Source organism: Cohnella nanjingensis (assembly GCF_014212125.1).
Taxonomy (GTDB): Bacteria; Bacillota; Bacilli; order Paenibacillales; family Paenibacillaceae; genus Cohnella; species Cohnella nanjingensis.
This window is the reverse complement of the sequence record NZ_JACJVP010000011.1, coordinates 261,517-282,362: the sequence shown is the minus strand read 5'-3', so window position 1 is coordinate 282,362 and position 20,846 is coordinate 261,517. Positions and strand designations below refer to the sequence as shown.

Annotated in this window: 16 protein-coding genes; 3 read left to right on the top strand and 13 right to left on the bottom strand. The window is 50.1% G+C overall.

The genetic code is table 11. The features are described from left to right. Window positions 1-17: 17 nt before the first annotated feature. Window positions 18-608: a DUF421 domain-containing protein gene (locus H7C19_RS09115; protein ID WP_185142324.1), complete on the top strand. Its 591-nt coding sequence runs from the start codon at window positions 18-20 to the stop codon at window positions 606-608. 115 nt (window positions 609-723) lie between these two features. Here H7C19_RS09115 and H7C19_RS09110 read toward each other — a convergent pair whose 3' ends face one another. From H7C19_RS09110 to H7C19_RS09085, 6 genes are all read right to left on the bottom strand, one after another. Further along, window positions 724-1,608 (bottom strand): class I SAM-dependent methyltransferase, encoded by an 885-nt coding sequence (locus H7C19_RS09110; protein ID WP_185142375.1) that lies wholly within the window; start codon window positions 1,606-1,608, stop codon window positions 724-726. A 57-nt stretch (window positions 1,609-1,665) separates the two neighbouring features. Then, window positions 1,666-3,108, bottom strand: a complete 1,443-nt coding sequence (locus tag H7C19_RS09105) for an MDR family MFS transporter (RefSeq protein ID WP_185142323.1) — start codon at window positions 3,106-3,108, stop codon at window positions 1,666-1,668. Next, a complete protein-coding gene (locus H7C19_RS09100; RefSeq protein WP_185142322.1) occupies window positions 3,105-4,022 on the bottom strand; it encodes an NAD(P)/FAD-dependent oxidoreductase in 918 nt (305 codons plus the stop codon). Before H7C19_RS09100 ends, H7C19_RS09105 begins: the two co-directional genes overlap by 4 nt. A 56-nt stretch (window positions 4,023-4,078) precedes the next feature. Next, window positions 4,079-4,549, bottom strand: coding sequence for an RrF2 family transcriptional regulator (locus H7C19_RS09095; RefSeq protein WP_185142321.1), 471 nt, complete (start codon window positions 4,547-4,549; stop codon window positions 4,079-4,081). Window positions 4,550-4,743: 194 nt separating this feature from the next. Next, the gene (locus H7C19_RS09090; RefSeq protein WP_185142320.1) at window positions 4,744-6,003 is read right to left on the bottom strand and encodes a TraB/GumN family protein; all 1,260 of its coding nucleotides are present in this window, start codon (window positions 6,001-6,003) and stop codon (window positions 4,744-4,746) included. A gap of 76 nt (window positions 6,004-6,079) precedes the next feature. Continuing rightward, a complete protein-coding gene (locus H7C19_RS09085; protein ID WP_185142319.1) occupies window positions 6,080-9,085 on the bottom strand; it encodes an efflux RND transporter permease subunit in 3,006 nt (1,001 codons plus the stop codon). A 156-nt stretch (window positions 9,086-9,241) separates the two neighbouring features. Here H7C19_RS09085 and H7C19_RS09080 point away from each other — a divergent pair, with 156 nt between their 5' ends. Next, window positions 9,242-9,976, top strand: coding sequence for a response regulator transcription factor (locus H7C19_RS09080; RefSeq protein ID WP_185142318.1), 735 nt, complete (start codon window positions 9,242-9,244; stop codon window positions 9,974-9,976). After that, window positions 9,973-11,712 (top strand): HAMP domain-containing sensor histidine kinase, encoded by a 1,740-nt coding sequence (locus tag H7C19_RS09075; protein ID WP_185142317.1) that lies wholly within the window; start codon window positions 9,973-9,975, stop codon window positions 11,710-11,712. The genes H7C19_RS09080 and H7C19_RS09075 overlap by 4 nt, the downstream gene beginning before the upstream one ends. 90 nt (window positions 11,713-11,802) lie before the next feature. On the opposite strand, the gene H7C19_RS09070 is transcribed toward H7C19_RS09075, so the two are convergent. From H7C19_RS09070 to H7C19_RS09040, 7 genes are all read right to left on the bottom strand, one after another. After that, a complete protein-coding gene (locus H7C19_RS09070; RefSeq protein WP_185142316.1) occupies window positions 11,803-12,114 on the bottom strand; it encodes a YbjQ family protein in 312 nt (103 codons plus the stop codon). Window positions 12,115-12,246: 132 nt separating this feature from the next. Further along, the gene (locus H7C19_RS35440; protein ID WP_185142315.1) at window positions 12,247-14,049 is read right to left on the bottom strand and encodes a sensor histidine kinase; all 1,803 of its coding nucleotides are present in this window, start codon (window positions 14,047-14,049) and stop codon (window positions 12,247-12,249) included. A 17-nt stretch (window positions 14,050-14,066) separates the two neighbouring features. After that, window positions 14,067-15,497, bottom strand: a complete 1,431-nt coding sequence (locus tag H7C19_RS09060) for a response regulator (protein WP_185142314.1) — start codon at window positions 15,495-15,497, stop codon at window positions 14,067-14,069. A gap of 75 nt (window positions 15,498-15,572) precedes the next feature. Continuing rightward, on the bottom strand, window positions 15,573-17,180 hold the full coding sequence (locus tag H7C19_RS09055) for an extracellular solute-binding protein (protein WP_185142313.1): 1,608 nt from the start codon (window positions 17,178-17,180) through the stop codon (window positions 15,573-15,575). 144 nt (window positions 17,181-17,324) lie between these two features. Then, entirely contained in the window at window positions 17,325-18,197 is an 873-nt protein-coding gene (locus H7C19_RS09050; RefSeq protein ID WP_376775340.1) for a carbohydrate ABC transporter permease, read from the bottom strand. A gap of 14 nt (window positions 18,198-18,211) precedes the next feature. Beyond that, window positions 18,212-19,132, bottom strand: a complete 921-nt coding sequence (locus H7C19_RS09045; protein ID WP_185142373.1) for an ABC transporter permease — start codon at window positions 19,130-19,132, stop codon at window positions 18,212-18,214. Window positions 19,133-19,452: 320 nt separating this feature from the next. Further along, window positions 19,453-20,844 (bottom strand): ABC transporter substrate-binding protein, encoded by a 1,392-nt coding sequence (locus tag H7C19_RS09040; RefSeq protein ID WP_185142312.1) that lies wholly within the window; start codon window positions 20,842-20,844, stop codon window positions 19,453-19,455. Window positions 20,845-20,846 lie beyond the last annotated feature (2 nt).

The following is a 20,846-nucleotide window of genomic DNA, read 5'->3' as shown; positions in this document are numbered from 1 at the left end:
AACTTAAAGGAGACATCATGGACTTCAAATTTATATGGGAAGCGGTAATCATCCTGTTCTTCGGATTCTGTCTGCTGCGGATTACCGGCAAAAAAACCATCGGGGAAATGACGGGGCTCGAAATTATTACCCTCCTGGCCATGGCCTCCGTGATCGGCCACGCCGTGGCGGAAGACGGGCTATGGGAGACGGCGATTACGTTAAGCGTTTTCGTAGCCCTTCTGCTCGCGGTTCAGTATCTGTCGATCAAGTTCGATTGGGTTGAACGATGGTTTATGGGGAAAGCGACAGTCGTGATTCAAAACGGGAAAATTGTCGAAGCGAACCTAAAGAAGCTGCGTTTGTCCGTCGATCAATTAGAAGCGAAATTAAGAGAAAACGGCATATCTTCCTTCCGCGATCTCAAGACCGCCACCATCGAAATAAGCGGCCAATTGGGCTATGAATGGGCGAAACACGCACAACCCGTAACGCTTGGAGATCTTGAAAAGTTATTCGCTTCCTTGCATTCGGTTCAGCCGCCAAAGCAACAAAAACAAGAGGAAAACCTCTTTAACGAAGTGATGCAGCATAAGCATCAACATCGTATCCCCCCGGAATTAGAGTGATTGGAAACAGCAAAATAGGACATTGAATCGAGGCAATCGTGGGCTTGGGATGGCACGCCATCCCTTGTCCACAATCGATAAGTTTACGCCCAATCGAACCGAGTCGGCCGGATCATCATCTCGTTAACGCCTGTAAGTCCTGCAATCGAATCAGGACTTTGCCAAAACGTCCGCCCTCTTGGATGACGACTTTGCCGGACGGATAGGCTTGCTCCAAATAGTCGGCGATGATATTCCGATTCCGCTCGTCAACAGGCAGTCGGTGATGGCCAAGCCAAGTCATCGCTTCCTGCAACGCCGCTTCTCTGGAGACTTCCGTCGTTTTCGCTTCCCGCGTGATCAGCGATTCGTATGCATAACCTTTCAGATACAGCAGATGCAGCAAATATCCCATTTCCGTAAGTTTCGAACGATAGGGTTGACCGGTGACGAGCGGCCAAATCTCGCTCACTAGGCTGTGCTCCGTAGGAACTACCGGCATGCTGATATAACAATACTTCCGAGCGCACTGGAGCACCTTCTCCACGCTCTCCCAATTGTGAATGACCGGGCTCATCGAGACAAAGACGAGATCGAAGGCCCGGTTCCAGCCCTTGGCCTCTACGTCAATTTCTTCAAACGGCACGGGTACAATCTTCACCTGGTCTTCGGCAAAGTTCGAGATGTTTTCTTCCAGCAATTCGATCAGCGGGGGAGAGGTTTCTACGGCCGTTACTCGGGACCCTCGCTCCGCAAACGGCACCGAGAACACGCCCGAGGCGGCGCCAATATCCAAAACGGAGGCGTTTTCGAATTCAATCCCTTGGCCTTCCAGCCAGTTCATGATTCGTTTGGTTCGTTTTCTTCCCTCTTCGCTGAACGATTGTTCGTTGAACGTCTTGGCCTTATGATCAAAAGATCGGGTAGGATCGATTCCATTCTTTTTCATCCTGTCGATTTTCAAATCGGACTCGTCTTTCCACGCTTTTTCCCATAGGGCTGCATTAAAAAAATCGTTCATGAGCATTCCCCACGCTTTCCTTATGGTTTTTGGATTCCCCTAAACGAACGGCCTGATTCATCCTGTCGCCTGTTCCACCTGTTCATGTTCCGGCGATTTCCCCTTACGGAGAAAGAGACCGAGTACGAGCGCAACGAGCGCGACGATGACGCCGAACCAGAACGCGTTGTTGATACCGGATGCGAGTCCTTTGACGATTTCCGCCGGAGCCTGCGGATCGCTCGCTCCGCTCAAGTACCGCTTCTGTCCGCCTGACATAATACTAATATACAGGGCAGTACCGATTGCGCCGGACACCTGCTGCAGCGTATTCAAGATCGCCGTCCCGTGCGGATGCAGATGGCTTGGCAGCTGGTTGAGCCCGGCTGTCTGTGCAGGCATCATGACTAGCGCGATGCCGATCATCAGCGCGATGTGAACGGCGACGAGGAAGCCGGTGCTCGTCGCTTCGTCGAATCGGGTGAATTGCCACAACGAGACGACGGCAACGGCCAGTCCCGGGATGACCAGAACGCGAGGCCCAAACTTGTCAAACAGCTTGCCTGAGACCGGGGCCATGAACCCGTTCACAATCCCGCCGGGAAGGAGGACCAAACCCGACTTGAAAGCCGTTATCATAAGCACGCCCTGCATAAACATCGGAAGCATGATCGCCGATGAGAAAAATGTCATCATAAGCACAAACAGCAACACCGCGACAAGCGCAAATGTCGGATACCGAAACGCCCGTAAATCCATGACAGGCTGCTTCAACAATAGCTGCCTCCAAACGAACAGCAACAAGGAAACCCCGCCCGCGGCAATCGTCCAGACGACTGCCGGTTCCGACCAACCGTGTTCGCCGGCACTGCTGAACCCATAGACGATTCCGCCGAAACCGATCGTCGACAACACGATAGATAAGAGGTCCACTCGCGGTTTGGTGACTTCCGACACGTTTTTCAAGACAACGGCGCCTATCATAATAGAGATCAGCGCAAACGGTGTTACAAGGTAAAACAGCCAGCGCCATGAAAGCCCGTCAACGATTAAACCCGATATCGTCGGACCAATCGCCGGCGCGAACATGACGACGAGCCCTAACATCCCCATTGCGCCTCCGCGCTTTTCCGGCGGATAAATGGTCATGATTACGTTCATGACAAGCGGCAGCAGCATGCCGGTTCCTATCGCCTGAATAATCCGCCCGACCAGCAGCACGCTGAATTCCGGCGACACCGCTGAAGTGACCGTACCGACGAAAAACAGACTCATCGCCGACAGAAAAATTTGCCGGGTCGTGAACCATTGCTGCAGAATGGCCGTCACCGGAACGAGCACGCCAACGACGAGCATGTAGGCGGTGGAAAGCCACTGGGCCGTCGCCGCAGACACGCCGAACGATTTCATCAATTCGGGAAGGGCATTGCCCATTAGCGTTTCGTTCAAAGCGGCGACGAACATGCCGATAATCAGAGCAAACATGATCGGACCGCGCTTGATATTGTTCAAATCGATCATCCGTTTCTCCCCCAAGCCTCTGTATTTAGCTCATTGTTGATGGCCGCGGCGGCCAACGCGCCCATAGAGGCGGCTGCAATAGCCTGATGCATTCGCGATGCCGCATCCCCGGCGCTATAGACGCCCGGAACGTTCGTTTTCCCCAAGTTATCGACGACGACCGCCCCCCATTCCGTGATCTCGCATCCGATCATTCGCAGCAATTCCGATCCCGTAACCAGCTCCGGTTTGAAAAAAATCCCCCTGCATGGAACGGTCGTCCCGTCTTCAAGAACGACTTGCCGCACGATCCCGTCGCTAGAGTCAATGTGCCGGATCGGCGAGTCGAACAGAGGCACTTGATGCTGCCGGAGCTCCTCGCGCTCGGCATCCGTGAGCTCATCGGGTCCGTTCGTGCAGACGGTAAAACGGTTCGTCCATCCGGATATGAGCGGAGCGAAATGCATAAGCTCAGCCCCCTTATTAATGATGACAAGCGGCTGATCCCTTAACTCCCAGCCGTCGCAATACGGACAGACAAAGGCGCTTTTCCCGTATACCTCCGCCAGTCCCGGAATGTCGAGCGGCCGATCCTTCATGCCGACGGCAAACAATACTTTTTTGCTTGCAAAAGTTTGTCCTTGCTCAGTCTCCATTTGAAACCGGCCGTCGGTTCCCACGATCGACACCGCCGTATCCGCCACGAATGATACGGAGGGATAGGCGCCGATCTCTTCCTTCGCCATTCGCCGAAACTCGCTCGGACTGATCCCGTCGCGGGTGAGAAATCCGTGGGTCTCGCGAGTCACCGCGTTGCGAGGACGGCCTTCATCGATGACCGCTACATTTTTCCTCGCCCTCCCCAGCACGAGGGCGGCGTTCAACCCGGCCGGTCCGCCGCCAATAATCACCACATCGAGAAGTTGTTTTGTCATTTTTATATCATCCTCCATAGATCTATAATATCCATAATTAAAGTACAAGAAGCGTATCACTTCTTGTTTGCCTCATGACCGCAACGCTTGAAAGCCTCATCCAGTACCGACTGGATCGTGTGATCCCGCAAGTATTGGTGCAGATGCCGCTCCGCCCCGTCCATCACCTTCTCAACCAAACATTCGCTTTTTCCTGGTCGCGCAGCCCCCTCTTCCGCTAACATCCCGTGCTGCCGTGAGTTCGAATTCGAGCATTCGAACAGCTGCTGTCTTCCTTCAATCACTTGAATCACATCAAGAAAAGTAATCTGTTCGGCCGGCCGCGCCAGCTCGTAGCCGCCGTTCACTCCCGGCACGGCACGTACGATTCCATCCTGCCTCAGCTTGGACATGATTTTGGATAAATAGCTTTCGGAAACGCCAAGTGTCGCAGATAATTCCTTGATTCCGACGTTGTGGCGACGCTCCGAGTGAGCCAGATGAATTAAGGCGTGCATGGCGTAATCTGTACTTTTGGAGAACTGCATGCTTCCCCCTCCCCTCCCAAGATTATTATTAATATAGACCCACAATGTCCATGATAAACGATTCGATGCTAATTTGCAATGACATGCTTGGTCCGAAATCGCAAATTCCGTACCGATCGCTCAGTGGCTAATAAAAAACAGGGCCAACCTAACGGTTAGCCCTGCCGTGTGATGAATGACGATGATCTTAGCGTCTACTGTCTTTCCACCGTAAAGCCTTCCTTCTCCAGCAATGAAACCACACCCTGGTCGCTTAGCATATGCAGCATGCCAACTACGACCATATACGTATCTTTTTTATCGCCGTTCAAATAGCCTTTGATCTTCTCGGCCATTCCGACATTGCGGTCGGACACCAGACCTTTGTAATATTCGGCATCCCAGCCGGTAGGCTTGGTGAATTCAAGCAAATCTTGATCATCGCCTTCGATCCATATTTGATTCAGATAATCGATCCCTACATCCGGGGAAGGAGGGGTCACCGATTTGGGATCCAGATTTTGAAGCATCAGCCTTTCCTGCAGAGCGTCGGAGAAGTTGTTGTTCATCTGCATCTGGGATTCCATGGTTTCCAGCGAAATGATCGGCTTCTTCGCTTTATTGGCCTTTTCGATCAGGTAATTGTCAATACCTGCTTCCGGATGATAGCCTTCTTGCGCCACTTGAAGGTTCATGATCTGTTGCGTGGCGAACCACGGCTTGAAGGGATCGAAGCTGTTTTCCGGCATCCCCTTTGCTTTCAGGAATGCTGTCGCTTTTTTGTACGTTTCTGCGGAGATATGATCCTTCAGCTTTGTTCCATCTTGATAAACGCCCAGCTCCAATACCTGTTTTTGCAATTGTTCGGGAGTGACCGTCGACATGTCGACTTCTACGCCCAGGTATTGTGCCGCTTGGAACGCATTCTCAATTTCCGGACGCAGCGGGTACATTCCTTCGGGTACATGATGGATGGAAGCAAGCAGATACACCGTATTCCCTTTATTCTCTACCTTCCACAGAAAGCCGCGGCTTCCTTCGGATTGCTGCTTGGAGGTTAGATGAACCTGGCGCAGCGACGGATTCCAGTCGACTTGATAGCCTGTCGTTTCAGAGACAAAGCGGAGCGGCACATACGTTACATTCCGGATTTGCTTTGGCGCAGCATCCAGCTTGACGGTTTTGCCGTTCGCAGTGGCCTTCGTGCTACCCATTTGAAGGGACAAAGAGAGACCTTCCTTGGCGCCGCTGACGGTACGAGTCGCTTGATTCCAGCTCACTTTGACGCCCAGCTTCTCCAGAAGCGAACGCATCGGGACGAGCGTCACCCCTTTTTCTACGATCGGCGCGGACTTGCCGAACTGGAGTTGCTCGCCGTTCAGCCATACGGACAAGGCTTTATCTGCTGCATGAACGGAAGAGAAAACCGACGTAAGCAAGAAAAGGGGAAGCAATAAAACGCTCATTTTTTTCATCTGCATATAACCTCCTGCTAGTGAAAGGATAACGGAGTAAGATCGAATATAGGTTCGGTTCTTGGGGCATTCCTGTTCAAGCCGCAGCCGCTTGCCGGGCGGCGGCTGCGCGCTGGCGGCGGGACTTGCGGAAGAACAGCAGCTCGTAGATGCATGGTACGATAACGAGCGTGAGCAGCGTGGCGACGACGAGGCCGCCGATGACGACGATGGCGAGGCTTTGCGAGACGATGCTGCCGCTTTCCGACGTGCCGAACACGAGCGGCAGCATGGCGCACACGGTCGCGATCCCGGTCATCAGAATCGGGCGCATCCGGGTGCCTGCCGCTTCCAGAAGCGCTTCGCGGATCGTCATCTTCTCCTCGTTCTGTATCACGCGGTCGATCAGCACGATCGCGTTCGTGACGACGATGCCGATGAGCATGACGACGCCGAAGATGGCGGTGAAATCCGGCGTCACGCCGGACACGATCAGTCCGAGCACCGCTCCGATCGGCACGAACAAAATCGAGGCAAGAATGGCGATCGGCGCCCGCAGCGTCTTGAACGTGAAGACCATGATCAAGTACACGATGCCGATGGAGACGAGCATCATGACGAACAGGCTGGAAAAGTCGGCGGACTGGTCGGCGGAAGCGCCGCCCACGTCAATGTTGACGCCGCTCGGCGGCTTAACGTCATTCATCGCTTGCGAAATCTTGCCGCCGACGACGGACAGCTGGCTCGGGTCGACCTTCGCCGTTACGCGAATGTAGCTCTTCCCGTCCTTATGGTAGGACTTCGTCGGCTTCTCTTCCTTGACCCACTTCGCGACGCTGGATACCGGCTTCGGACCGGCTTCGGTCAGGACGGTCAAGCCGTCCAGGTCGCGCTCGGACTTCGGAGCGAGCACCGGCTGGACGGAGACGTTCAGCGTGCGGCCTTCGGACCGCACCGTGCCGATCGGCACCGGATTGAGCATGCTCTGCAGCTGGGAGACGATGTCTCCGGCTTTGGCTTCGGACGGGTTCACTTGCAGCGTATACACCGTCTTCTTCTCTTCCTGGTTCGTTTCGACCTTGAGCACGTCCTGGATCGGCTTGATTTTGGCGACGACTTCGTCAGCCGTCTTCGCCAGCAGGGCCGGATCGTCTCCGGATACGTCGACGAACACGTTCGTGCCTCCTCCGCCTCCCAACGAGCCGGCGCTGGCGTTCAGCTCCGCTCCCGGATAGTTCGGGCGCTCCGCTTTAACGGCCTCGACGATCTTGTCGGCGTTCCCGCCTTTTTTCATCTGCAGCAAGTACGTCGCGAGCGTCGGCGATTGGACGCTTCCGTATTTGGCGGCGTCGGCGCTGTTGCCCATGCTCATGCTGACCCATTCCTGGCCTTCCTGCTTCATCAGGAACGCCTCGAGCTTTTTGCCGTTTTCGAACACTTGGTCCGTAGGGGTATCCGGCTTGTATTCGAGCGTCACGTTCAGATTCGTGGCATCGGAAGAGTCGATGGCGCCTTTCGGCAAATTGAAGTAGACGCCCACCGAACCGATCAGAAGCGCAAACGCGAGCAGGATCGGAACCCATTTGTGCCGCAAATTCCAATGCAGGAACGCGGTAAACCGCTTGGACGGCTTGTGCTCCTTGATCGACACGTTGCGAAGCACCCTGGCGCTCATGAACGGAATGACGGCCAGCGCGACGATCAGCGACGACAGCAGCGAGTAGGCGACGGTCAAGGCGAACGGCAACAGGAACGACTGCAGCGAGCCGCGCAAGAGCCCCATCGGCAGGAACACGGCGACCGTCGTCAGCGTCGAAGCGGTGATCGCCCTCGACACTTCCTTGGTGGCATCGATGACGACCGAAGCGGAGAACGATTCCTTCTGCAGCCGGCGGAAAATATTCTCGATGACGACGATGCTGTCGTCCACGAGCCGTCCGACCGCGACGGCGACGCCGCCCAACGTCAAAATGTTGAGGGTGATGTTCGACAGATCGAGCAGGTACAGCGTCAATGCCAGCGACAGCGGGATCGACACGATCGTGACGAGCGTCGCCCGGAAGCTGCGAATGAACAGGAGGATGACGATCGTGGCGAACAAAGCGCCCATCAGCACTTCCCGCATCATGCTGTTGACGGAATGGACGACCTGTTCGGACGTGCTCATCATCAGCTTCAGCTCGACGTCTTGGTTTTCCTCGTTCATCTGTTTGATCGTCTTCTCTACGCCTTTGCCCACGCTAACCGCGTTGGAGGCGGCCGCTTTGGAGACGACGATCATCAGCGAGTCCTTGCCGTCGAGACGGCTGATGCTTTCCTTGTCCTCGAGCAGTCTGACGTCGGCCACGTCGCCCAGGGCGACGCCGCCCGCGACCGGCAGCTTCTTCAGCGTCTCGATGTCGTTCAGGTCGGACGAGACGTTCAAGTTGACGACCGTTCCGTCCAGCGCCGTTTGGCCGACGGAAGATGAGACGCCGCGGCCCTGCAGCACGCCGTAAAGGGCTTGAAGCGGAATTCCTTTGGCCGCCAGCTTCTTCGCGTCCGGGAACACGCCGACGCCGGGCAGCGACTTGCCGGACAGCTGAACCTCGCCGGCTCCGCCGATCGAATGGAAGGCGTCGACCGCCTGCTGTTCCAGCTTCTCCTTCCGCGCTTCGGTCGTCCCGTCGGCGAACGTGAGCGAGACGAACGAGATCGGAATCATCGAAGTGTCGAATTGAACGACGTACGGAGGCGACATGCGCTCCGGCAGTTGCACCGCGTTCACCGCCCGCTCGACGTCCGATTTGGCTTGCTTCATGTTCGTTTTCGAACCGAAGTCTATGTTGATCTGGGAGAAGCCGTCTCCCGAAGTCGAGAACGCATTGGATTTTCCCTTTACGGCCGCCAATGCTTGCTCCAGCGGGTTCGTCACCTGGCTCTCCATCGTGGCGGCGTCGTATCCCGGGCCGATCACGCTGACCGTAATCTGCGGGCTGCCCGACTCCGGCATAAATTCCATAGGAAGCTTGAAATAGCTGAAAATTCCGAGACCAAGCACCATCACCACGAGAATCGAGATGGCCGCTTTGTTGCGGAACGCTCCTTGAATAAACCATTTCATCTGATATCTTTCCCCTTTCGAATAGGATCCTCATTTCCTATCCTAGCAACCTCATTGAAACAGAGCCTAAACGAATCGATGAACATCAGCTTAATTCAGCTCCCGCCGTTTAGGTTCTGTTAAAGTGCGTATGCTACTATGGAAAAGGGTGAAAACATGACAAATCTATCCGATATTAAAATCGCGATCGTCGACGACGAGCCTTCGATTGTCACGATGTTGCAAATGGTGCTTCGCAGGGAAGGATTCCATCAGCTGTACGCGGCGTCCACCTGCGCGGAAGCGCTCGAATTAGCGGCGAGGGTGGTCCCCGATATCGTCCTGCTCGACATTATGCTCCCCGACGGCAGCGGCCTGGAGATCTGCTCCAAGCTCCGCGAATTCGGGAATCCACATATCTTGTTTTTGACTGCCAAGGCTTCCGATCTCGATGTGCTGCGAGGCTTCGCTATGGGAGGGGACGATTATATCACGAAGCCCTTCAATCCCCTGGAGGTGGCCGCAAGAATTCAGGCGCGCATACGCCGTCTGGAGCCGGAAGCTCCCGCAGCCAGCCCGGCCAAGCGGCCCGAGCCGGGGATTTACCGGTTCAGCCGTTTCACCGTTAACGAGGCGGAGGGCGAGCTGATCGTGGAGGGACAACCGGTTCCTTGCCCCGCGCAAGTCTTCCAACTGCTGCTGCACTTCTGTAAGTTTCCCGGAATCGTATTTTCCAAAACGCAACTCTACGACAAGGTTTGGGGGATTAACGGACAGGGCGACGACTCGACCGTGATGGTGCATATCCGGCGCATACGGGAGCGGATCGAGATCGATCCCGGCAATCCGAAGCTGCTGGTTACCGTACGCGGACTCGGCTACAAGCTGGCGAAGGAGTCGCAGGAGCGATGAAGATCCAACAGCGCATGGCCTTCCACTTCACGTATCAATTGATCTTCTATGCCCTGCTGCTTGTGGCCGTTACTCTGGTTGCCTGCATCATGTACTTCCAGAACATGAATAATAATGAGATACGCCGGAACTTTCCGGTCGGCGCCCTGCAACTGATCGCACAAGAAGCTTCTTCCAAGGATGGGGCGGTTCGGATTTCCCCCAAGTGGAGCAAGCTCATCGAGGAGAAAGGAATGTGGCTGCAGGTTGTCAATGCCGAAGGAGAGGTGATCTACGGCGTCAATCCAACGCCGCATTATGTGCTGCCGGCCTCCTACTCGATCGCCCAACTGCTCGAAATTCATGAGACGCGGACACTTGGGACTTATATCGTGAACACGCAGCTGAATTTTGCTTTTAACGAACCGCTATTGTACATGCTAGGCTACCAAAGCCCCGACCTTGACCAGCTTGTGGCCCTGTTCGACGCCTACGGGAAGCAAGGGCTGGTGCGGAGCGCAGCGGTTCCCCTTCTGGACCAGCGGCTGCGCGAAATCGGCAGTTATTTGCAGGTGATCGACCCCGCGGGTTATACCGTACAAGACATGGGCGAAGAAGCCTATGCGCAAAAGGCGTATCGTCCGTTGGATATCCTGGCCATTCAGCAATCTCCAAGCAACTATGACACGACGATCGTCGCCCATCGGGACAAGCCAAGCGGAATGACCTGGGTCCTCTATTCGCCCAATGCGACGGGAGGTCCTCTCAAGCATCCTGCGCTGGATACGGCAACCCGCGGACTCGTCTGGTTTGCAGTTCTCACCCTGCTCTTGGCGGTGCCCCTCTCGATCTGGCATGGCTACCGTTACGGTCAACCGCTGATTCTGTTCGCAGGCTGGTTTGAACGGATGCGCCGGGGACAGTACGACCAGGTACTGACCGCCAAGGACATGCGCAAGGTATTCCGTCGCAACGGCACGATGCGAATCCGCTACAGGCTCTATAAGGAAGTGATCGAAGCCTTCTATCAGATGACGCATCAACTGGCTCGGACGGAGAAGGAACGGGTAAGGCTGGAGAATGCGCAAACGGAGTGGATGTCAGGAATCTCCCACGATCTGCGCACGCCTCTGGCCACGATTCAAGGTTATGGTTATATGCTGGAGAGCTTGCCCGAACAATGGAGCCGCGAGGAGATGCGAGCCATGGGCGCGACGATTCGGGAGAAAGGGGATTATATGCTGGAGCTGATCTCCGACTTTTCATTGATTCATCAGCTCAAACAGGGAAAATCGATCATGCAGCTTCGGGAGACGGATTTGGATGAGATGGTGCGCCGCTCCGTACTGAAGTACGTCAATGACGCCACGATGTCCGAGTATCAGTTTCACTACGTTGGAGATGAGCGTCCCCTCCTGATCCAGGCGGATGAGACCTGGCTGCAGAGGCTGATGGATAACTTGCTGTCCAACGCCGTGAAGCATAACCCGCCGGGCGTGGTCATCACCGTTTTTGTCGGCATGATGAACGACAAGGCCTGCATACGCGTCATTGATAATGGCAAAGGGATGGACGAGGAAACGCTGCATCACTTGTTCAATCGCTACTACCGGGGAACGAATACGGAAGAACCGACGGATGGCTCCGGGCTCGGAATGAGCATCGCCAAATCGATCGTGGAGGCGCACGGCGGCGAAATCAAGGTACTATCCAAAGTGTGGCAAGGCACGAAAATCGAGATCATGCTGCCCTTCTGAGCGCTAGCCTTATGACTACGAAACAAAAGCTGCGAGGTTCATCACCTCGCAGCTTTTGTTTGTATGCATGTCCTATTTTACCAAGGCTGCTTAGATAATGACTGCCGTTCCGCTGACCGCGACCATCAGCAGGCCTTGGCGGACAACTTCGTAATCGATATCGACACCGACAACGGCATTGGCTCCCATCTGCGAAGCTTGCTGCGTCATTTCTTTAAAGGCTAATTCTCTTGCCTCCCGTAGTTTGGTTTCGTAGGCTTTCGAACGCCCGCCTACAAGATCGGTGAATGAAGCAAGTAGGTCTCTCCCGACATGAGCCCCCACGATGACTTCGCCGGTTGCGACGCCGATATACTGCCTGACCGGGGAACCTTCAACGATTGCCGTTGTTGTAACAATCAAGTGCGTTCCTCCTCCAAATAGAGAAATGATTTGCGCGGAATCCACATTCCCTATCCTAACAGCCTCCTTGAAACGGAGCCTAAACGACTCGTTGAACATCAGATGAATTTAGCTCTCGCTGTTTAGGTTCTGTTAAAGGTAGGGGATCTTAACGAACACTGTCGTGCCATCACCCATCCGACTTTCGATCTTTACCCCATAACCTTCTCCAAACAGCAGCTTGATCCGATTATGGATATTGGACAGACCGATACTTTTTCCGGCAAGACTGATTTCCGCTCTCTCCGAATATTCCATGCTCAGTTTCGCTTTAATGGCTTCCAGCTCATCCTTGTCTATGCCTTTTCCGGTATCCGACACCTGGAAACATACGTCTCCATTCGCATCGATATTCCCGCTTACCCTAAGATTCCCTCCTGCGTCCATGCTTTCAAGCCCATGGTAGACTGAATTTTCAACAATGGGCTGCAATATCATTTTAGGCGTTTTCATTTCCAACAGCTTTTCATCAATATTTACTTCCATGGAAAACTTGTCTTCATAGCGAATGGAAATAATATTCATATAGGCCTTAATACATTGAATTTCTTCGCTTATCAAAACCAGATCGTCCTTTTTAATGCTATATCGAAAGATCTTGGACATACAGGAAGCGATCTGCGCGATTTCCTTGCTTCCGTATTCCAGTCCGATGCTGCTTATGCAATTTAATGTATTATAAAGGAAATGCGGATTGATTTGACTTTGCAAGGCGGAAAATTCAGCCTGCTTTTTGCTCAGCTCGGACTCATATAATCTCGCCTGCGTATTGAACATGTTTCGTGTCATCTCTTCCATTTTATCGACCATGCTATTGATCGCATAGGCCAAAACGCCGACTTCATTTGTCGAGCGTACCTTTACTCTAAAGCCCATGGCTCTTTCGCCGATTTTTCTCATATCTGCCACAAGACCCATGACAGGTCGTGTCAGATTATTCAAGAAAAAGTACCCCAAAATAATCAAGCTTAGAATGATACCAATTCCTGCTATAATACTTGTATTTTTAATCGCGTTCATGTCCGTCGTCAATTCTTGCACCGGAATGATGCTGACGATGCTCCACCCTTCCGCCTGCTCCAAGCCGATTTGCTGAACGAGTACGTCTTTCCCGTTTATTTTTGTTTTCAACCCGTTGGTTAAACTAGTTCGATCACCGGAAAGGATATCCTTGAATAAAACGTTGCGGAAATTTGCATTATTGGATGCAACGACCTCACTTCGGCTGTTCAATATATATAAAGTGGAATGAGGCGTCAATTCCGTATTCTCGACAAGTTCTTGCATTTTTTCCATATTCACCATTACCGAAAAGTAGCCTGTTTTTTGGGAAAAATGGACCCCGCCAATCGATTCGATAATGGGTGTAATATAAAAGAAATATTCTTTTCCCGTTTTATTTTCTTTTAATAGATGCGTAAACGTTCCTCTTTTAAAAGGGGCGCTATCATATTTATAGGCATAGATAAATTCATCATATTGATTTAGAAAGAAAACGTCTCCATTTGCGTTAGCTAAACTGCTAACCCGTCTTCCTTGTTTATCGTTAATCACTATTCCGTTCACATAGGAATTAAAGGACCTCATATATTCCATTAGATCAATGACATAGGTGCCTAATTCAAAATCCCTCTTATAATCGTCATCTTCAATGGTGAATTCTTGTATTTTTTTATTATTGACCGCAATGCTTGTACTGACTTTTATATCGTTGAACACGGAATCGATCTTTTGGCGCGTTTGTTCAATGATCGTATTTCCATAATTGGCGGCCCTTTTTTGCGTCAGGTTATAAAAACTGAAATAAAAAAAGAACTCCATGGTTGTAAAAATAATAATCGCAAATAAAAAGATAAGTAAGATCTGATGTTTAAGTTTCACTCTGCTAATCTGCACGTTCTCCACTCCGATGATCAACTTTTTCTGAATCTCGAAGGCGTTATCCCGCATTGTTTCTTAAATACTTTATTGAAATAATAGTAATCCACATATCCTACTTTTGCGGCAATCTCTTCAATGGACAGTTCTGTATTTTTCAATAACCCGCAAGCTTTTTTGATCCTCAAATCCGTTATATATTCCGAAAAGGTTTTGCCCAGATTTTTTTTAAACAGTTGGCAGCAATAGACTTGGTTGATAAAGAATTTTGCGGATAGATCTTTAAGATATAGCTTGCTCTGGTAATTCTGATCGATGTATTTGACCATCTGGATAAAATAAGAATTGATGTCGCCTTCATTGCTAAGCTGGTTGTTCAGCTCCTTTATATAGGTAAAAATATCATGCAAGAAACTGCCTAATGAATCGAAGTTCTCGAATCGCTCTTTCAGCTCGGCGTAATTCAGGAAATCAAGCTCCATGTCCTTCAGTTCTTCGTAAAAGGTGCCAAGCAACACGCTGACCACTTGATTCCATAAATAAACCACTTCTCCCATCCCTAGATTGTGATGCTTGAAGAAATACAGAAGTCCCATCATGACGTCATCCAATTCTTCAAACTTCTTCTCTTGGATCATAGAAGAGATTTCATCGATTAACGGCTTAACCCGATTGATCTTTAACTCATACCTAAATATCCCTTTTTCTTCCTGTAGAAATACTTTCGATGCTGCGAGATCCGATTCTTTGATAAGCTTCGGAATATTTTCGTAATGATTCGAAATGCTGCTGATTCCTACCGTTTTTATGTCTGAACCGGTGAACGCCGCCACATCCAATCGATCTTCCAAATCCGTTCGATTTTCGCTTTTGAGAATATACAGCGTCTTTCTTGATCCAAGTTCAACTTCCACTGTATGTTTCATATCGAAAAGCTTTCGTTCACCTGTTTTCTCGCTATTCGAATAAATAATCAGCACGCGAAAGTAATCGTTGGATGAACCGTCGAAAAGTTGCGTTAATTGCTTTCGTTCATTTTTATCCGTGGAAGTTAAAGCCTCTAAGATGAAGTTATTTCTAATACTTCTCTTTTTAGAAAAATGCGATGCCAGCTTTTCGATTAAGGGATCCGCCATTTCAATATCGATGGGCTTTAGGAAATAATCCAGCGCGCCATATCTTAAGGCCTCCTGCGCATAGGCAAATTCAGAGAAACCGCTTACAATTACAAACTCAACATCTAAACCCCTTTTTTTGGTCATCCCGATCAAGTCGAGACCGGAAATTTCAGGCATTCTGATATCCGTAAAAACCAGATCGGGACTCTCCTCGCATATAAACTCGAATGCCTGATGGGCGCTCGTAAATTGACCCGTTATTTCGAACCCGTACTTCTTCCAGTCAAATACATTCCGTATTCCTTTTATGGCCCAAGGTTCATCGTCTACAATAATAACGCTATACATAAGAACCCCCTTGATCGCTTATAAATTCATATAAGCCGCTGATCGGATCAACGGCCTATATGCCTATATCATTTTTTACTTTTTATTCGCTTGCATCGCTTTGTAAATTTTCACGCTTTCATCCGTAACGGCCTGCCCGCCTGCCGCCATATACTCCGCAACCATCTTATCATACAGATTGTCGAATTCAGAAGGCTTGCAGGAAATCAGCTTATCCGTCATTTGCTTGTTCAAATCGCCAAGCGTTTTACCAAACTTAATGTTGGCCTCGTTTGGCGTATCAAAGTAGAAACCTGTGTAAGTGTCCGTCGTATTGATTTTGTACGATTGTTCCGCAACCTCTTCCAACCCCGGAGCCGTTGCAGCCAAAGCTTTAATATTCTTCTCAGGATCGCCAAGCTCTACGCCATTTACAACCAAGGTATAATCAAGATTCAGATAGCTAGTTTGCATATTGTCCCCGGCTTGGTTGATCACCTCCGGAATCCCATTATCATCCATCTTGTGGTTAACCCCTTCCTCCCCGTATTGCAGGAAGAATAAGACGTCGGGGCTGGACATCCAGTTTAGATATTTAATGGCCAGTTCCGCATTTTTACTGCTCTTGGGGATGATGATATTGATTCCATTTTCGTTGTACGCGATTTTCTTATATTTCCCTTCATCATTCTTAAAAGTGTCGATCGGAACAAAGTTTGCATCAGGCACATTCGCTTTTAAGGGTTCGCTGATATTTTGCCTTAACGGATAATCCCAGTTGGCGCTGAAGAATCCGACTTTGCCGTTCGTAACGTCTGCATCCACTTGCTTGGCCGTTTTATCCAAGGCAAAATCAGGGCTAATTAATTTTTCGTTATAGAGCTTGTTGAGGAACTTCATCGCTTCCTTGTTTCCGGGTCTCAGCCAACCCGGAACTGTAACGAATTCTTCCTCCGACTGCGCCTCCCAGAAAGAGTCAACTAAATTTCCGGTGCCGTAGTTCATACCGGTTGCTGCCAATCCCCAGGGGATCACCCCATCGACGCCTCCGGGATTTTTATCTCTGAATGCAACTAAAGTATTATATAATTCATCTCGGGTTGTCGGGAGCGGCAACCCCAATTTGTCGAGCCAATCCTTTCTGATAAACATGCCACCCCAGGCCAGGGAAGTCCTTTTGGCGGGTATCGCCATCTGTTTCCCGTTATAAACGCCATAAGAAAGAACTTTCTCCCCCAAATAATTCGTTAATTCCTTACCGTGCTCCGCAATCAAATCATTCAATTGCATAATGCCGTTCATTTTTGCGTACCTGTAAACGGTCGTGTTGTCATAAGTAAACGAGATATCCGGTGCCTCGCCTGATGCCATCAATACATTGAGCTTGTCTACTTCCTGCGATCTGGGGACCGGAACGAATTTCACGACCGCATTGTTCGGCTTTCCGAAATGTTCATTGATGTATCTGGTCCAAGTATTGTTGTTCAAGTCCGGCTGCCCCTGTATGCCTCTGTCAAATATTTCTACCGTCAGGGTAGCCGGCGAACCCGAAGGCTTATTCTCTGTCGATGATGTTGACGTTGGCGTAGACGTTGAAGCGGGCCCGCTTTCTTTTGCATCGTGGTTTGAGTTCGAGCATGCTGCCAATACGCTTGTCAATAACGTCAAAGCCGACAATGGAACCAACACTTTTTTCATTTTCATGTTAACCCTTCCTTCATCACGTAGTCATTTTGAAACCCCGCTGCCATTCGTATGAGCGCCTCTCCGAAGCGAAGTCGCTTCTTTTTCTATTCCTGCCTGATCGGCAGCGTATTCACCCCCTTCCTGTAGGGATCACCCGGGGTATCACCCCTTAATGGCCCCCGTCATGACGCCATCAACAAAATATTTTTGAAGTTTAGGGTAAACAAGCAGGATCGGAACGGTTGCAAACATGACGCTTGCAGCTTTCAGCGACTCAGGAACAATATAAGCGCCGACGCTGCCCTCGCCTTGCTGGGTATCTAACTGTTGATTGGCCGAAATGATTTGGTAGAGCTTTAATTGCATCGGAAACAAGTGCTTATCGGTGATATAAAAAAGCGCATCCTGGAAACCGTTCCATCTGTCAACCGCGTAAAAGAGGCTTAAAGTTGCGATCGCAGGCAAAGATAACGGAAGAACAATTCGTACAAGGATCCCCAGGTCATTGCAGCCATCGATAGCTGCCGATTCTTCCAGGTTTTCCGGAAGCTCTGTAAAGAAGGTTTTGAGAATAATCATATTGAAAACGCTCATCGCACCAGGCAAAATCAAGCCCATCATCGTATTTGTCAATGCCAGGTTCTTTACCAGAATGTAGGTAGGTATTAAACCTCCGCCAAAATACATGGTAAAGATCATCAGGGTTAAGATCGTGTTTCTTCCTTTTAATCTTTTCTTTGTAAGCGGATACGCCGCGCATATCGTTAAAAACATGCAAGCGAATGTATATAAAACGGTAAGCACGATCGTGTAGCCCAATGTATAAATCATTTCGGTATCGCTTAAGATCGTTTTATAGGTTTCCAATGTGAATTCTACCGGCCAAAGGGTAACCTTCTGAGAAATAATCGCATTATTCGAGCTTAGAGAAAGAGCAATCATATATAGAAATGGAACCAGACAAGTAATAGCTACGCCGGTAAGAAAGAAGATCATCACGATATCTGCCACATTCATTTTTCGCTTGCTGCTCAACAGTCTCGCCCTCCTTACCAAATTCCCTGCTCGCCGACTTTCTTAGCGATGTAATTTGCTGTCACTAAAAATATCAACCCTACCACAGACTGAAATAGCCCGACTGCCGTTGCCTGCGAAAAATCCCCGGAGCCAATGCCTACCCGGTACACAAACGTACTGATTACATCGGAGTATTCGCTTACCAGTGAATTTCCCATCACGAACGGCCGATCAAACCCGATCGACACCATTCTTCCGATTTGGAGAATAAGCAAAATAATAATGGTATGCTTAATTCCAGGCAAAGTAATATGCCAGATCTTACGAAGTCTGCTGCATCCATCAATATCTGAAGCCTCGAATAGCTCCCTATTGATCCCCGTCATTGCAGCTAAATATAGGATTGTACCCCATCCCGCATTTTGCCAGATCCCGACAATGACATACATGATCAGCCAGTTCGTTTTTTGAGAAAGAAACTCGATGCTGCCCAAACCAAGGGCATTTAACAGGTTATTCGCCATGCCGTGCGAGGAAAAGATCAGATATACCATGCCTCCGATAATGATCCACGACAAGAAGTGCGGCAAGTACAGAACCGTTTGGGTTGCTTTTTTAAATTTCACATACCGGATTTCAAACAACAAAATGGCCAGTATGATCGGTGCCGGGAAACCCGCTACCAAATCCAGAAGGTTTAGAACAAGTGTGTTGGTAAGCGCGCGGTAAAAGCTATTTTGGTGAAAAATGAATTTGAAGACGTCAAGCCCAACCCACTCGCTCCCGCCGATTCCCTGAAAGATGTTGTAATCCTGAAATGCCATTAAAATGCCGTATATGGGAGCATATTTAAAGATGATCAAATACGCGATTGGCAATAGCAAGAGTCCATACAGCAGATAATCTCTTTTTAAGGCATGCAGGAAGCTATTTTTTCGGTTTTTTCGGCTCATTTGGACAAGGTCTTCGTTGTCTAAAACCGCTTTCAATTTGATCATCATCCCTTTTTTTATGTCATGTCATTAATGATACTCGCAACCCCAATCAATAAAATGGAATGGATTAAATGAATTTGGTACTAATTTTAATTCCGATGTGATGGGGAGAGTGCGGCTATGAAAGGAGATCAAGTGATCTTAGGATGAAAAGCGCATAAAAGAAAGAGCAGCCAGGAACGGTTCCCTGGATGCTCTTAATAACCTGCGGCAACTTATTTGCTCTTTTTCTTCTTGTCTGTTTTGGCCGGTGCTTTTTTGGCCGGTGCTCTTTTTCGTTACTCATTCAAATACGTCTTCACGCGGTTCTGGATCAGCTTGCTGACGTCTTCCGCGGATTTCTGCCCGCTCATGAAGCTATTGAACTCCTCCATCGCGATCGTTAGCACCTTCATATCGCTGAATCTGCGGAAATCCGACTTCGGGATCATCCGCTCGATCGCTTCAATCCGTTGTTTCACCGTTTCGACACTCGGCAGCATGTCTTTCGGCATCATCGTTTCCAGCGTTCCATTCTCGATTTTTTGCAAAATTTCCTGCAATCTTTTTTCGGCTACGGCTTTATTGATCGGCACTCCTATGAGATTCGGATCCTCTTGCATTTCGTCCGAAAGCAAGAACGAGATAAATTCCCATGCTTCCTGTTGAACTTCGGATTTGCTGTTGATCCCCAAGCTGTAACTGGCCTTGAACGGTGCACCTTTCTGATCTCCCGCCGCGCTCGGCTTCTGGTAATAGTCCATCCCCTCAGGCATCGTCAGCGCTTGCTCGAGGCCGTATATACCCGACATTCGAAATGCCGCTTTGTTGTCAGCGAACGTCATTCCTTCGCTGAGCAAGCCTTCGTCATACATCGACTTAATTTCCTTCAGCATATTGCGGAACAGATCCGAGTCGAAGTTCGGCTTGCCTTGGCCGACCAGCTCTACGTATTTGTCCTCCATAAAATCCAGGAGCAGCGACGTTGGGTCCAAGTCAGCGTAAGTTTCGGGATTGCTTTGTTTCAACTTTTGGGCAACATCCTTGAATTCGTTCCAGCTCCATGATTGATAATGGTCGACTGAAAGATTTGCCTTCTTCAACATCTCGGTATTTCCTAAAAACAGGTCTAGCGAAAAGGAAAGCGGCACGGCATACAGGCCATCTCCGTCCTTGGATGCCTCCAATATGTTAGCGTACAACGCCTTTCGATCGATCGAACTGATCTTGGAAAATAGATCGTTCAGATCAACCAGCAGTTTTTTGGCTACGAATTTGTCCTGCGGCAATTCACTCATGAGGATAAGATCGGGTCCTTTGCCGGAAAGAACCTGCGTTGTCACCGATTGAACGTACTTTTCCACGTCTGCAAGCGAGATGGCTTGCATGGACATACCGCCTCCCCCATCCTCAGACGCCTTGTATTCCTTGATTTCGATGTGAATATCCGGATGCTTGTTCTCAAATTTACGCGCTGCGGTTTCAAAGAAACGATTATTCATCATGACAGATAAGACGACGGTTTTTTTGCCGCTCTTCGTTTCGCCCTTCGTCTCCCCTTTCGTCTCGCCTGAGTGTTCACCGGCGGATTCGCCTTGGGGATTGCCTTTGGTCTCGCCTCCGTTGTTGCCGGTACAAGCGGATAATATCAGAACAATGGACAGCATCATGATGAACCCTATTTTTTTCATAT